The sequence below is a fragment of the Acinetobacter sp. YH12235 genome, assembly GCF_013417705.1.
Classification (GTDB): Bacteria; Pseudomonadota; Gammaproteobacteria; order Pseudomonadales; family Moraxellaceae; genus Acinetobacter.
The window spans coordinates 61452-75858 of the sequence record NZ_VPDL01000017.1 but is presented as its reverse complement, the minus strand read 5'-3'; the positions used below and the strand labels follow the sequence as shown (position 1 = coordinate 75858).

Sequence of the window (14407 nt, the reverse complement as noted above, 5' to 3'; positions counted from 1 at the left end):
TAACGTGGCTGATATGGACGTTTAAGGCGCTTGGATCGCGGAATCCAGAGGTCATTGGCCATCATCCAGCGCCGAACCGTTTCTACCGGGATATTCAGGTCAAATATGCTGCTGAGCTTCTCATGCGCCAAGGTAGGTCCAAAGCCCAGCAGATGTTCAGAAATAATGGAAAGACATTTTGATTTTAATAACTCATCATGGCGATGATGGCCAGGTTGACCACGACTGGCATGTGCCAGACCTGAAACACCGTCTTGATTGAGTTTCTGCAATAACCGGGTAATTTGACGAGTGGAAAGATTCAGGATTTCAGCAGCACGGACCTGGGTAATACGATGATCTCGAACGTCTTGCAGAACTGCAAGACGTTGAATTTCCTTGTCAGACATAGTGATCAACATCTCTAATTTATATCCAGTCCATGATGGTAAAAACCATCATAAACTAGACATTTTTATTGGTGAGAATATAGACACTTTAAATGGTTTCTAACATTCGAGGTGCAGGTTGGACAGATTATGTAAAAAGCTTTAATCAGCGAGTTATTTCTGACACCAAGATTAAACATATCCAGATTCGCTTGGAGAAGGAAGTATTAGAAAAATCCTGGAAAACCAACCGTGAACATGTCGCAAATTTAAACAAGCGACAATCCGAACAAAAAAGCCTTTGAATCATTCAAAGGCTTTTTCTTAATTTTTCGAGGCTTTTAGCTTTTCAGTAATTTCAACCAGCTGTTTAATCCGTTTAACCTCATCCCAGAGTGCTTTAGCTTCAGGATAATGCTTGGACATCATACCTAGCCATTGTTTGTAACGGCCGACCATATTCATTTCCTTTTTATAGGAACCATTCAGGAAACGGATTTGCAGTTCAAGTAGTTCATTCCAGGTGATAAGCGGCTCATCAGAATTCTGGCGAATACATTGGGTCAGATCAGGTGTAGTGACCGCACCACGGCCAATCATCAAGTCTTCACAGCCTGATTCTAGCTGACATTGCTTGGCATCGGCATTGGTCCAGATTTCACCATTGGCAATCACATTGATCTTTAAGGCTTCACGAATTGGTTGCAGTTGGTCCCAGAAGGCTGGCGGAGTATAGCCATCGGCCTTGGTCCGTGCATGGACAGTGACCCAGGCCGCCCCAGCATCTTCAATGGCATGCGCATTTTCCATCATGAAGTTGCGATCCATATAACCCAGACGCATTTTCGCCGAAACTGGAATATGCGCGGGCACTGCATCACGAACAGCTTTGACCAGTTCATAGACGACTTCAGGTTCATCTAACAGCACTGAACCACCACGATGACGATTCACGGTTTTGGCTGGACAGCCAAAATTCATATCAATTGCAGGCGCGCCCATGGCAGCGACTTTCACTGCATTGGCTGCCAGCATTTCCGGATTATTTCCCAGAAACTGTACATGCACCGGCGTACCGGCAGCAGTTTTGCCCTCATTTAACAGTTCAGGGCAGTAGGTGTGATAGATATGATCTGGCAGCACCGAATCCGTGACACGAATAAACTCGGTTACACACCAGTCGAAGCTCCCGACGGATGTCAGTACATCGCGCATAATCGGGTCAGTTAAGCCTTCCATGGGTGCAAGAACAAGTTTCAATGGTCAACACCTGTTAATTCGAAAAACGGTGTTATACGGCTTTTTGGTGGGAAAGTCCAGGCAGTTTAATTTTCATATGAATTGCAGAAAAAGATTGATCCTGAATGAGTACCTATTGATCTTTTGCTATCGAAATAAAAAAACCTTAAATCGACTGATTTAAGGTTTGGATTTAAATCTTAAAAATCTAATATTGTCTTAATCGATTAGTTTTTCGACTTTCATACTTTCACGATAATACTGACAGCCTTTATACAGCAGGAATACACCGATTACACCAGCTACAGCATTGACGATAGAAATCGAATTACCCACCATTAAGGTATTTTCATAATATCGGTCTGTAATCAGCGCCACAGCAGTTGTACCCACACCGAGTGCAATCAGGTTAGAAATCAACAGGAATTTGGCTGATACCTGAGAGCGCAACTGGTTCGGTGTCAGCATCTGGGTAGCAGCGGCTGATGCTGGAATCGGGAAGGTGGAGAAGAACATCGCCACAAAGATCAGTGCGAATGAAAGCTGCATATTGTCGACTTGGGTAAACAGCACGCTTGGAATGATCAGGGCAGCACAGCCAATTGCACCGGCACGGATTGCTGCATCGCTATAGCCACGTTTAGAAAAGAAGTCGATGAGCCAGCCACAGAATAGGGCGCCTGAAGTATTTGCGACAAGAATAATACTTCCAAGGATATATCCGGTCTGGCTTGCATCCAGGCCAAAGTGACGCATGTAGTAGGCCGGTGCCCAGCCGAGCAGGGAATACAGCATCATGGTGTAGAAAGAGAAGCCAATAAAATGACAGAAGAAAGTCTTTTTATGGGTTTTAATAAAACCGATGGAATTCTTAAAAGATGCTTTAACGGCGACACCATTCGCATCCATTTTGAGGCCTTTACGCTCGGGTTCACGTACGGTCAGAATCATGAGTAGTGCCAGCAATACACCCGGTAAACCGACAATCATAAAGGTCAGTTGCCAAGTCTTGATCTCACCAATTACCGGTAAAGTAACGAAACTAACATCCTTGAGCAGACCGATGACATAACCGCCGATCAGGAAAGCCAGTCCTGAACCGATAAAAGCACCAATGGCATAAACACCCAGCGCACGGCCTAATTTATGTTTAGGGAATAGATCTGCCACAATGGAATAAAAGGCAGGGGAAAGGGCTGCTTCACCGGCACCGACACTAAGGCGAGCCAGGAACATCTGGATAAAGTTTTTACTGAGGCCACAGGCTGCAGTGGCCAGACTCCAGAAAGCGATCCCAACCGAAATAATTTTCACACGTGATTTCTTGTCGGCCAGTGCGGCGATCGGTACGCCCATAAAGGCATAAAACAGCGAAAAGGCCAGCCCCTGCAATAGGCTGAACTGGGTATCACTGAGCATCAAGTCGGCCTTAATCGGCTCAATCATCAGGGATAAAATCTGGCGGTCTACGAAAGACAGAATATAGGCCACCATACAAATGATCACCACATACCATTGATAGCTGCTACGTTCCGGAGCTGCTAGTGGAATTTCTGTAGCTACCTGTTCAGGGATAGGCGTAGTAATTTTTAGATGAGAATCGAGTGGCTGGACGTCATTGTCAACCTTGTCTATGACCAATGTTTTTTCATTCATCATGCAACATCCTGTGCAAGTTATAGTGATTGGTTTATTTGATACAAATTTAATTATTTTTATTTTTGATATGTATCAATTAATCTAATCTAGGAGTAATTTGCATAACCGTCAATATGTCTGGATTAAAAAGATACAATTATTTTTAAAAGAATAAAAAGAGGGAATCAAATAGATTCCCTTTTGCTTTAAGTGCTTGAAAATAGTGCTTAAGCGGCTTTTTCTACGAGAGTTAGGATGTCATAGGTCGCGACCAGTTCATTGTGCTGGTTTTTCACCTTGATGTCCCAGACCACGACACCATGCGGTCTCTGCTCATCACGCAGCGGTTTTGGGGTTTTCTGCTTGCAGGTCAGTTCTACCTGAATGGTATCACCAATTTTCACCGGTTCTACGAAGCGCAGGTTGTCCATGCCATAGTTGGCAATAACTGGACCTGGAGCAGCATCAACAAACAAGCCGGCAGCGGCAGAGACAATGAAGTAACCATGTGCGACGCGTTCACCGAACAGGGATTCCGCAGCCGCAATCTTATCCATATGTGCATAGAAGTAATCACCACTTAAACCACCAAAGTTGACAATATCAGCTTCAGTAATGGTACGGCGTGCAGTCAGCAGGCGTTCACCGATCCGCAGTTCATCAAAGGATTTCTTGAATGGATGCACGCGGTCTTCAAATACCTCCGCACCCGCGGTCCAGCTATGACCGACCTGAGTCAGCACATTTGGTGAGCCTTGAATAGCAGTACGCTGCATATAGTGTTTCACTGCACGCAGACCACCGAGTTCCTCACCACCGCCAGCACGCCCCGGACCACCATGCACTAACAATGGCAGTGGTGAACCATGACCGGTACTTTCCTTAGCGCTTTCACGATCCAGAATATGCACACGACCATGCCAAGGCGCGATCTTGCTGAGTAGCTGTTCAATATTTTCATCATGGTTACGCACGATTGAAGCGACCAGACTGCCTTCACCACGAGCTACTAATGTTGCCAGTTGTGGTAGGTCACTATAGGGCATCAATGTAACCACTGGGCCAAAGGCTTCGATATTATGAATCTGTTGGGCCTGTACCGGATCTTTACATAACAATACTGTTGGTGGATAGAAAGCAGATTTTTCCGGATGTGCGACCTGGATGGCAAAGTCCTGGCGCAGGTGGCTACCTATGATGATTTCAGCTTCCTGTGCCAGCTGTTCTACCTTGGCAGCAACATCATGCTTCTGTTTAACGCTGGCCAGAGCGCCCATGGTTACGCCGTCCTGTGCAGGATCACCGATGACTACTTTCTGTAGTTTTTCAGTCAGGCGTTGCTGTACGGTATCGAGCAATGCTGCTGGCACAAAGGCACGACGAATTGCAGTACATTTTTGTCCGGCCTTGGTTGTCATTTCACGGAAGACTTCACGCACAAACAGGTCAATGGTTTCATCGTTGGCTTGCTGGGTCAGAATGGCGCTGTTCACCGAGTCGGCTTCCATGCTGAATGGAATAGAGTGGGCATTCAGGTGTGGATGAGCACGCAGTTTCTGGCCGGTAGCAGCCGAACCTGTGAAGGTAACGGTATCCTGTGCATTCAGGTGATCAAACAGGTCGTAAGTCTGCCCGCAGATCAGCTGCAGAGCACCTTCTGGCAGTAAATTACTGGCTAAAATGTCTTTAACGACTGTATGTGTCAGTTCTGCACCTTCTGTTGCTGGCTTGACAATACAAGGTAAGCCGGCTAGTAGAGTAGGTGCAATTTTTTCCAGCATGCCCCAGATCGGGAAGTTAAAGGCATTAATATGCACTGCTACACCAGCTTTCGGGCTCAGAATATGTTTGGCACCAAAGCTGCCCTGTTTGGATAATGGAATCCAGGCATCTTCAACCAGTGCCGTTTCATCGCTGAGTTCACGGCGAACCAGACTTGAATAGGCAAACAGAGTGCCGATCCCACCTTCAATATCAATCCAGGCATCTTTGCGGGTACAGCCGGTTGCGGCTGCCAGGCGGTAATAATCTTCCTTACGTTCCAGTAAATATTGTGCCACCTGTTTCAGAGCATTAGCACGCTGGTGGAAAGTCCAGTGGGCAATGGCTGCACCCTTCTGTTTGGCATATTGCACCACATTATGCATGTCGATACCGTGACTGCTGACCTGATAAATCGCTTCACCGCTAATAGCGTGATAAACCGTACGCAAGTCATTTTGTGCGCTATGTTCACCACCTAAAACCAGTGAACTCAATACTTTAACTTTAGCTGAGTAATTCGCCTGTGTGTCGTCCTGAAGATCCGTGCTCTGGGTAGTGCTGTCCAGTTCCAACATTGTATAACTCCATTTATGATACGTTATTGAGTTTATTTTTACTTTTGATGTTTCATAAATTGCAATCAAAAAGCTTAAATGTCAATCATAATCCGCAAACAAAAAAGTAATTTTGATGTAATTAAAAAATTAAAAACAATAAATACAATAACTTAATAAAAAATGCTTTTGAAAAATATATGATACTTAAAAAATAGTATTGATTTTATATTTGTATCGTTTTAATTTGAGTGTATCAGCACTTGGGATAAGTGAGACAAACATGAATAAGCAACAACAAACATTCGATCAGAAGATAGAGCAGGACATTTCTATTGAAGCGAAGGACTGGATGCCGGATGCCTATAGAAAGACCCTGATCCGCCAGATTGGCCAGCATGGACATTCAGAAGTAATTGGCATGCTGCCAGAAGGCAACTGGATTACCCGTGCACCGACTTTGAAACGCAAAGCGGTATTGCTGGCTAAAGTACAAGATGAAGCAGGACATGGCCTGTACCTGTACAGTGCAGCAGAAACGCTTGGTGCAGACCGTGATGACATGATGGAAAAGCTGATTGCTGGCCGCATGAAATACTCATCCATTTTTAACTATCCAACTCTGACCTGGGCAGATGTAGCGGCGATTGGCTGGCTGGTAGATGGTGCTGCAATCGTCAATCAGGTGGCGTTATGCCGTACCTCTTATGGTCCTTATGCACGTGCCATGGTGCGTATCTGTAAAGAAGAAAGTTTCCACCAGCGTCAGGGCTTTGAGGCCATGATGCAACTGGCACAAGGCACGCCAGAACAGAAACAAATGGCACAGGATGCAGTGAATCGTTTCTGGTGGCCGGCATTAATGATGTTTGGTCCAAGTGATGACAATTCTCCAAACAGTGCGCAAAGCATGCAGTGGAAAATCAAATTATTCAGTAATGATGCATTGCGTCAGAAATTTGTCGACAACACTGTGCCGCAAGTATTGCAGCTTGGCCTGACTGTGCCGGACCCAGACCTGAAATTCAATGAAGAAACTGGCCACTATGAATTTGGTCAGGTGAACTGGGATGAGTTCTTCGATGTGCTGGCAGGCAAAGGTCCATGCAACCACGAACGTATCGAAGCACGCCGCAAGGCTTGGGAAGAGGGCAAATGGGTACGTGAATCAGCAGCAGTTTATGCCAGCAAGCAACAGCAGCAGTCAGATCAACGAAAAATCGCCTAAGGCAACGGAATAGCACAAGGATATGCAAATGAACAAGAATAACTGGTCTTTATACGAAGTATTTATTCGCAGCAAACAGGGTCTGAGCCACCGTCATGTCGGCAGCCTGCGCGCCCCTGATGATGAAATTGCCCTGCAAAATGCCCGTGACGTCTATACCCGTCGCAATGAAGGTGTAAGTATCTGGGTCGTGAAATCTGAACTAATTACCTCATCTCAACCAGATGAAAAATCGGAGTTTTTTGATCCTTCATTGAACAAGGTCTACCGTCATCCGACCTTCTATCACATTCCAGATGGCATCGAACACATGTAAGGTGGAGGAAAGAGCAATGACGAATCAGGTATTGGCACAATTTTTACTGCATGTTGGCGACAGCCAACTCATCCTTTCACACCGTCTGGCAGAGTGGTGCGGTCACGCACCGGAGCTAGAGCTGGATATTGCATTGGCAAATATCGGTTTGGACTTACTGGGTCAGGCACGTACAGCACTGAGTCTCGCCGGTGAAATTGAAGGGCAAGGTCGTGATGAAGACAAACTGGCTTATTTTCGTACCGAGCGTGAATACCGCAATTTGCTGTTGAGTGAACAGCCAAATGGTGACTTTGGTCAAACCATCGTACGTCAGTGGTTGATGGATCATTACCATGCTTTGCTGTTTGCAGCACTCAGCAATAGCAAGAATGAAGACATTTCTTCATTCGCCATCAAGTCGCTGAAAGAGGTGAAATACCATTTGCGTTTTTCAACCTCATGGATGGAACGTCTGAGCTTAGGTACTGCAGAAGCACATGAAAAGATCCAGAATGGTCTGAACCAGCTATGGCGCTTTACTGAAGAGCTGTTCAGCCTGACTGCAGATGAACGTCAGCTGGTTGATGCTCACCTGATTCCGGATGTGGAACTGCTGAAACCGAAATGGTTGGAAAGCATATCTGCTGAGTTGCAACGTTTTGAACTGAGCTTGCCAGAAAGTGGTGCTTACCGTAGTGGCGCCAAGCAGGGACTACATACCGAACATCTGGGTTATGTACTGGCGGAACTGCAATATATGCAGCGCAGCTATCCAGGCATGAACTGGTAAATCCAGCACATCACAGGGAGTGAGTGGCATGAACTTGATTAGACATGTAGAAGATCAATGCTGGGAGGTCCTGGCACAGGTTTCCGATCCGGAAATTCCAGTCCTGTCAGTCCTTGACCTGGGCATGATTCGTGGAGTGGAGATCAACCCACAGGATGAAATCGTGGTTCGATTGACCCCCACTTATAGTGGCTGTCCGGCAACCGATCTGCTCAAGGCGGAAATCACCCAGGCATTTGCAGCACATGAGCTGACGCCGGTCAAAGTCGTGGTCGATCTGTCAGAAGCATGGACCACTGACTGGATGAGTGAGGAAGGTAAACATAAATTGCAGCAATACGGTATTGCTCCACCTAAAGGTGAATCGAATAGCTGCGGCACTCATGTTGCACTCAGTGATGGTATCCAGTGTCCACATTGCCATAGCCATCACACTCGACTACTCAGTGAATTCAGTTCAACCGCTTGCAAGGCGCTGTACAAATGTCAGGAATGCCTGGAGCCGTTTGACTATTTTAAATGTATTTAAGGGCTTAAGCGCACAAGCCATAACAATAAAGCGTGAGATCGCCACAGCTTAAGAAGGATTTTGAAATGAGCCAGTTTATTCCGTTAACCATTAAATCTATTCAGCCTCAGACTGAACAGGCAATTTGCATTGCTTTTGAACTGAGTCCAGAACATGCCGAAAATTTTCAGTATCAGCCGGGCCAACACCTGACCATCCGTCATATGACAGGACAGGAAGAATTGCGCCGTTGCTATTCGATCTGTAGCGATAGTGATGAAGACATGAGTATTGCGATCAAGAAAATTGATCAAGGCCAGTTCTCAACCTGGGCCAATGAAAATCTGAAAGTCGGCGATGTACTGGAAGTGATGCCACCACAAGGTGTGTTTTTCCAGAAAGCGGCCAAGACTGGTGGTAAACATTATCTGGGTTTTGCTGCAGGTAGTGGCATTACACCAATTTTGTCTATTGTCAAAGCAGTGTTGAGCCGTAAGCAAGATGCCACTTTTACACTGGTTTATGGTAACCGTTCCTGGAAACAGACCATGTTCTCTGAACAGATCATGGATCTGAAAGACCGCTTTAAAGAGCGTTTGCAACTGATCAATATTTTCTCGCGTGAGCTAAATGACAGCGAGATTTTCAATGGTCGTATTGATGAAGAAAAATTGCAGCAGTTGTTCCAGGCGGGCCTGATTCCAGCAGAAACTGATCACTGCTTTGCTTGTGGTCCTGAAGAAATGATGAATGCGGTAGAAACCGTATTGCCAACCCTTGGGATCGAACGCAGCAAAATTCACACCGAACGCTTTAATACCGGTACTGCACCAAAAGCCTCTGCGCAGCAGATCGAAAGCCGTACCGAGGAAAAGGTCAACATCATTCTGGATGGTCGTGAGCTGATCATTGAAGTATCCAAACAGGATGACAGCATTCTGGATGCCGCTTTACGTGCAGGTGCGGATCTGCCTTATGCCTGCAAGGGCGGGGTATGCGCAACCTGTAAATGTAAGGTGCTGCAAGGTGAAGTGGAAATGGCAATCAACTATAGCCTGGAAGAAGAAGAAATCCAGAAAGGTTATGTGCTGAGCTGTCAGGCGCGTCCAACCACTCAAAATGTTCGTCTCAGTTTCGACGAGTAAAGATTTTAAATTAAGCACCATGCAGATAAATGCATGAACGAAATAGAAACTTAAAAGGTGTGTAATGGATTACCAAACAATTATTGTTGAAGAAAAAAATGCAGTGGGCTACCTGACTTTTAATCGTCCAAAACAGCTCAACAGTTTTAATGAAACCATGCATCAGGAAGTATCTTCTGTCGTAAAACGCTGGGCGCAAGATTCAGCAATTCGCGCAGTGGTGATTTCTGCAGAAGGTCGTGGTTTCTGCGCTGGTCAGGACCTGAACGACCGTGTAGTAGATCCAAATGCTGATGCTCCAGATTTAGGTTTATCCATTGAAAAATACTACAACCCGCTGATTAAACTGATTACTGAAATGCCAAAACCGGTGATCTGTGCCGTAAATGGTGTAGCAGCGGGTGCAGGTGCCAATATTGCTCTGGCTTGTGACATCGTGGTAGCAGCGAAATCTGCTTCATTTATTCAGGCCTTCTGCCGTCTCGGTCTGGTGCCAGATTCAGGGGGTACCTGGTTCCTACCACGCCTGGTTGGCCGTGCCCAAGCGATGGGTCTGGCGATGCTGGGTGACAAAATCTCGGCTGAACGTGCGCTGCAACTCGGCATGATCTGGCAGGTAGTTGAAGATGATCAGTTAAAGGCAGAAACTGAAAAAATGGCTGAACATCTGGCGACTCAGCCGACTTATGGTCTATCCCTGATCAAGAAAGCGATTCATGCCGCCGCAGACAATAATCTGGATGAGCAACTGATTCTGGAGCGGGATCTGCAACGTCTGGCAGGCCGTTCCAGTGATTATCGTGAGGGCGTTCAGGCCTTTATGCAAAAACGCACACCACAATATAAGGGCTGCTAAATCTGCCGGAGATGGATTTGACTCGGCTCAAAGTTGTGCGATTTTTTCCTTTCAGTTATCGCTTAGCAACTTGGTCGAGTTGAATTATTCCCGATAGGTATGAATGTGATACCTATTTGATCTGATGGTTAGCTAGGTCCTATGTTATATGTTGTATTACTCTGATAGTAAATGAAATCTGAAAACATGGGTTTACGTAATATTTTTCTAATCAAGCTATTGATATGTAATTTGTTTTTTATTTTATTTATTCAGATAAATGATTCGGGTGAGTAAATAGAATTTAATATGACACAAATTTACAAATCTTAAAAAATATGTATCGTATTTTTGGTGAAGAGTGATACAACCTGGTATATATTGAACTAAGCAGACAGCGCTAGGACAGGCGCAACAAGTATCGCCAACAGACTAAGGGATGGCGAGCTAAGGAACAAGAACGATGGAACATGTTTATATTTTTGACGGTATTCGTACCCCAATTGGTCGTTACGCAGGTGGTTTGAGCAGTATTCGTACTGATGACCTTGCTGCTTTACCGATCCAGTATTTAAAACAGCAGCATCCCAACCTGCCATGGGCAGAAGTTGATGAAGTGATTTTAGGCTGTGCTAATCAGGCCGGTGAAGATAATCGTAATGTCGCGCGTATGGCAGCACTTTTAGCGGGCCTGCCGGAAAGTGTACCCGCGATTACTGTAAATCGTCTCTGTGCTTCCGGTCTGGATGCGGTCGGCCTGGCAGCACGTGCAATTAAATCGGGTGAAGCGCAATTTGTAGTGGCCGGTGGGGTAGAATCCATGAGCCGTGCGCCATTTGTACAATCCAAGCCAACCACAGCATTTAGCCGTACTCCGGAAATTTATGACACCACCATTGGCTGGCGATTTATCAATCCAAAATTCAAGGCAGGTTTCGGCGTAGATAGCATGCCGGAAACAGCAGAAAATGTGGCTGAAAAATATCAGATTAATCGTGAAGATCAGGATCTGTTTGCTTATCGTAGCCAGCAAAAAACTGCACAGGCACAGCAGAATGGTATTTTTCAGGCAGAAATCCTGCCAGTGGAAATCAAGGGCGCTAAGGGTTCTACTCGGGTGATTGCTGAAGATGAACATCCACGTGCCGATACTACTTTAGAAAAGTTATCTTCTCTAAAAGCACCATTTCGCAAGGAAGGTGGTTCGGTAACTGCGGGTAATGCGTCTGGTGTCAATGACGGTGCAGCCTGTGTGCTACTGGGTAATAGATATTTCGCAGAACAATATGGACTGAAACCATTGGTACGGGTGGTAGGAATTGCCAGTGCAGGTGTAGAGCCACGCTATATGGGGATTGGACCAGTACCAGCGATACAGAAAGTATTAAAACAGACAAACTTAAGTCTGGAACAGATGGATGTGATCGAACTGAATGAAGCCTTTGCCGCACAGGCGCTTGCAGTGCTACGTGAGCTAGGCCTTCAGGATGATGATCCACGAGTCAATCCAAACGGGGGTGCTATTGCCCTTGGCCATCCACTCGGAATGAGCGGTACACGACTGGTGATTACCGCCATGAAAGAATTACAGCGCAAGCAAGGAAAATATGCCCTTTGTACCATGTGTGTCGGTGTTGGACAGGGTGTCGCACTGATTCTGGAAAATGTGGCTTAAGGACTGAATCAAAAGAGAAATCATCAGCAGTCAGGATGACTGCAGCAGGAGCAAGAATATGAATAACAATGCAATGGAACAGATTGAAACCGCTTCAGTAGATGAATTACGTAGCCTGCAATTGGAACGTATGAAAAAAACGCTGCAGCATGCCTATCAGAACAGTACGGTTTACAAGAAAAAATTTGATGAAGCCGGTGTGCATCCGGATGATCTAAAATCACTGGATGATCTGGCAAAATTCCCGTTCACCACCAAGCAGGATCTGCGCGAAAACTATCCATTTGGCATGTTTGCTGTGCCTCAGGAGCAGATTGTCCGTGTACATGCTTCTTCAGGCACGACAGGTCAGCCGACTGTAGTCGGTTATACCCAGAATGACATTAATACCTGGTCAGATGTGGTGGCACGCTCGTTACGTGCAGCCGGACTCAGCAGTAAAGATACGATTCAGGTATCTTATGGTTACGGCTTGTTTACTGGTGGCCTAGGTGCACATTATGGCGTAGAACGTCTGGGTGCCACCGTAATTCCAATGTCAGGTGGCCAGACCGACAAGCAGGCACAGCTGATTCATGATTTCAAGCCAACAGCTTTAATGGTCACGCCATCTTATTGTCTGAACATTATTGAGTGTCTGGAGAAAAAATTCGGGACTGCCAAGGACTGTTCCATCAAGACCGGGATCTTTGGTGCGGAACCTTGGACCAATGAAATGCGCCGTGAAATCGAAGAACGTCTGGGTATTGATGCACTGGATATTTATGGCCTGTCTGAAGTGATGGGGCCAGGTGTGGCGATGGAATGTCTGGAATCCAAAGATGGACCTACCATCTGGGAAGACCACTTCTATCCTGAAATTATCCATCCGGAAACCGGCGAAGTATTACCTGATGGTGAGCTGGGTGAACTGGTATTTACCACCATCACCAAAGAAGGTATGCCGGTGATTCGTTACCGTACCCGTGATCTGACACGCTTATTGCCAGGTACAGCACGCACTATGCGTCGTATGGACAAGATTGTCGGTCGCAGTGATGACATGATGATTATTCGTGGCGTGAATGTGTTCCCATCACAAATTGAAGAGCAAATCCTGCATATTCCGCAGCTTATTCCGAATTATCAGATTCAGATTTGTAAACAGGGCCATCTGGATACATTGCATATTCGTACCGAAATGCGTAAAGATAGTGCTATAAATATGACACACCAATTGGCAAATCAGCTGAAAGTACAAATCAAGACCATGGTCGGGATTAGTGTCAGTGTGGAAGTTTTACCAGAAGGTAGCTTGCCACGCTCTGAAGGTAAGGCTCAGCGGGTGTTTGATATCCGAAAGTCCGCTTAAATACGTCTGGATGACAGGCTCAGGTCTGTCATCCGGCTTTAACAAGGTAAATTGAACGTAATGAATCCGAAATTAAAACAAGTAATTGATGATTTCATTCAGAATGAGACCCTTAGTGGAACCTCATTGGTAATGACGATTTTTGGTGACAGTATTTATCACCGTGGGGGAGTCATTAGTCTTGCCAGCCTGATTCAGCTGATGGATGTATTTGGCTTCAATGAGCGTTCTGTGCGTACCGCTGTATTCCGTCTGGTACAAAATGGCTGGCTGAGTTCAGAAAAGATTGGCCGCACCAGTTATTACCGTATTACCGAAAGCAGCCGTCAGCGTTTTATTACCGCAGACCAAAAGATTTACAGCTTCCAGCATAATGAATGGGACCAGAAATGGGATCTGGTTCTACTCAGTTCAGTTGAACTGGAAAATAAACAGACACTGAAAAAAGAACTGGAATGGTTAGGCTTTGCCAATATCGCGACCAATGTCATGGCCTATCCGGGGTGTGATCAGCAGAAACTGCAAAACCTGTTACTGAATAACAAGATGACTGATCAGGTGGTAGTATTCCGTGCAGAAACCCTGCAGCTTTGGCAGGAATCTTATCCAACCATTAAACGCATGGTTGAGACTAACTGGCCAATCCCGGAACTGCATCAGCGTTATGAAAAATTTATTAGCGATTTCCGCGAGTTTTTCTATCTGGTGGAAAATGAAGAGGAACTAGATCCGGTACAAGCCTTTCAGATCCGTATCCTGCTGATCCACCAGTATCGCCGTATTTTACTGAAAGACCCGAATCTGCCATTTGAACTGTTACCAACAGACTGGTTGTCACTGATTGCACGTAACTTAAGTACCAATCTATATCAGGCAGTATTTGCAGCAGGAGATGAGTTTTTCCTAGAGACTGCCCGGACCGCGGAAGGCCTTATGCCACCTGCACATCCACAATTTTATAAACGTTTTGGTGGCTTAAAGCAGCCGGAATTGACTTTTTAATATTTTAAAAAA

General features: G+C 45.7%; 13 protein-coding genes and 1 pseudogene. 10 read left to right on the top strand and 4 right to left on the bottom strand.

Translation table 11 applies throughout. The features are described 5' to 3' along the window. A partial coding sequence (locus tag FTV13_RS10300; protein ID WP_180011968.1) for a helix-turn-helix domain-containing protein occupies positions 1 to 401 on the bottom strand: 401 nt, incomplete at its 3' end. Between the two features lie 95 nt (positions 402 to 496). Between FTV13_RS10300 and FTV13_RS10295 the strand changes: the two are divergent. Next, positions 497 to 673, top strand: a pseudogene (locus FTV13_RS10295) (NERD domain-containing protein); the annotation flags it as partial. Between the two features lie 19 nt (positions 674 to 692). On the opposite strand, the gene FTV13_RS10290 reads toward FTV13_RS10295, so the two are convergent. The 3 genes from FTV13_RS10290 to paaZ form a co-directional block, all read right to left on the bottom strand. Next, complete coding sequence (locus FTV13_RS10290; RefSeq protein ID WP_180011966.1) at positions 693 to 1628, bottom strand: tRNA-dihydrouridine synthase; 936 nt, start codon at positions 1626 to 1628, stop codon at positions 693 to 695. Positions 1629 to 1826: 198 nt separating this feature from the next. Beyond that, positions 1827 to 3266: an MFS transporter gene (locus tag FTV13_RS10285; protein ID WP_180011964.1), complete on the bottom strand. Its 1440-nt coding sequence runs from the start codon at positions 3264 to 3266 to the stop codon at positions 1827 to 1829. 206 nt (positions 3267 to 3472) lie between these two features. After that, on the bottom strand, positions 3473 to 5584 hold the full coding sequence (paaZ, locus tag FTV13_RS10280) for a phenylacetic acid degradation bifunctional protein PaaZ (RefSeq protein ID WP_180011962.1): 2112 nt from the start codon (positions 5582 to 5584) through the stop codon (positions 3473 to 3475). Positions 5585 to 5846: 262 nt separating this feature from the next. On the opposite strand from paaZ, the gene paaA reads away from it, so the two are divergent. From paaA to paaX, 9 genes are all read left to right on the top strand, one after another. Then, positions 5847 to 6791: a 1,2-phenylacetyl-CoA epoxidase subunit PaaA gene (paaA, locus tag FTV13_RS10275; protein ID WP_166136739.1), complete on the top strand. Its 945-nt coding sequence runs from the start codon at positions 5847 to 5849 to the stop codon at positions 6789 to 6791. A 28-nt stretch (positions 6792 to 6819) separates the two neighbouring features. Then, positions 6820 to 7107 carry a 1,2-phenylacetyl-CoA epoxidase subunit PaaB gene (paaB, locus tag FTV13_RS10270; protein ID WP_004783374.1) on the top strand — a complete coding sequence of 96 codons (288 nt, stop codon included), beginning with the start codon at positions 6820 to 6822 and terminating at the stop codon, positions 7105 to 7107. Between the two features lie 16 nt (positions 7108 to 7123). Then, complete coding sequence (gene paaC, locus FTV13_RS10265) at positions 7124 to 7879, top strand: 1,2-phenylacetyl-CoA epoxidase subunit PaaC (RefSeq protein WP_180011960.1); 756 nt, start codon at positions 7124 to 7126, stop codon at positions 7877 to 7879. 28 nt (positions 7880 to 7907) lie between these two features. Further along, on the top strand, positions 7908 to 8408 hold the full coding sequence (paaD, locus tag FTV13_RS10260; protein WP_180003062.1) for a 1,2-phenylacetyl-CoA epoxidase subunit PaaD: 501 nt from the start codon (positions 7908 to 7910) through the stop codon (positions 8406 to 8408). A 65-nt stretch (positions 8409 to 8473) separates the two neighbouring features. Next, a complete protein-coding gene (gene paaE / locus FTV13_RS10255; RefSeq protein ID WP_180011957.1) occupies positions 8474 to 9532 on the top strand; it encodes a 1,2-phenylacetyl-CoA epoxidase subunit PaaE in 1059 nt (352 codons plus the stop codon). Between the two features lie 64 nt (positions 9533 to 9596). After that, positions 9597 to 10388: a 2-(1,2-epoxy-1,2-dihydrophenyl)acetyl-CoA isomerase PaaG gene (gene paaG, locus FTV13_RS10250; protein ID WP_180011956.1), complete on the top strand. Its 792-nt coding sequence runs from the start codon at positions 9597 to 9599 to the stop codon at positions 10386 to 10388. 442 nt (positions 10389 to 10830) lie between these two features. Then, the gene (gene pcaF, locus FTV13_RS10245) at positions 10831 to 12042 is read left to right on the top strand and encodes a 3-oxoadipyl-CoA thiolase (RefSeq protein WP_180011954.1); all 1212 of its coding nucleotides are present in this window, start codon (positions 10831 to 10833) and stop codon (positions 12040 to 12042) included. Positions 12043 to 12100: 58 nt separating this feature from the next. Continuing rightward, positions 12101 to 13393 (top strand): phenylacetate--CoA ligase PaaK, encoded by a 1293-nt coding sequence (gene paaK, locus FTV13_RS10240; RefSeq protein WP_180011952.1) that lies wholly within the window; start codon positions 12101 to 12103, stop codon positions 13391 to 13393. A gap of 60 nt (positions 13394 to 13453) precedes the next feature. Beyond that, a complete protein-coding gene (gene paaX / locus FTV13_RS10235; protein WP_159123525.1) occupies positions 13454 to 14395 on the top strand; it encodes a phenylacetic acid degradation operon negative regulatory protein PaaX in 942 nt (313 codons plus the stop codon). The last annotated feature ends 12 nt before the right edge of the window (positions 14396 to 14407 follow it).

Bases quoted from the DNA above. Each gene is read 5' to 3' on its own strand.
- FTV13_RS10285 (WP_180011964.1), bottom strand. From the start codon at position 3,266: ATGATGAATGAAAAAACATTGGTCATAGACAAGGTTGACAATGACGTC.
- paaZ (WP_180011962.1), bottom strand. From the start codon at position 5,584: ATGTTGGAACTGGACAGCACTACCCAGAGCACGGATCTTCAGGACGAC.
- paaA (WP_166136739.1), top strand. From the start codon at position 5,847: ATGAATAAGCAACAACAAACATTCGATCAGAAGATAGAGCAGGACATT.
- paaB (WP_004783374.1), top strand. From the start codon at position 6,820: ATGAACAAGAATAACTGGTCTTTATACGAAGTATTTATTCGCAGCAAA.
- paaC (WP_180011960.1), top strand. From the start codon at position 7,124: ATGACGAATCAGGTATTGGCACAATTTTTACTGCATGTTGGCGACAGC.
- paaD (WP_180003062.1), top strand. From the start codon at position 7,908: ATGAACTTGATTAGACATGTAGAAGATCAATGCTGGGAGGTCCTGGCA.
- paaE (WP_180011957.1), top strand. From the start codon at position 8,474: ATGAGCCAGTTTATTCCGTTAACCATTAAATCTATTCAGCCTCAGACT.
- paaG (WP_180011956.1), top strand. From the start codon at position 9,597: ATGGATTACCAAACAATTATTGTTGAAGAAAAAAATGCAGTGGGCTAC.
- pcaF (WP_180011954.1), top strand. From the start codon at position 10,831: ATGGAACATGTTTATATTTTTGACGGTATTCGTACCCCAATTGGTCGT.
- paaK (WP_180011952.1), top strand. From the start codon at position 12,101: ATGAATAACAATGCAATGGAACAGATTGAAACCGCTTCAGTAGATGAA.
- paaX (WP_159123525.1), top strand. From the start codon at position 13,454: ATGAATCCGAAATTAAAACAAGTAATTGATGATTTCATTCAGAATGAG.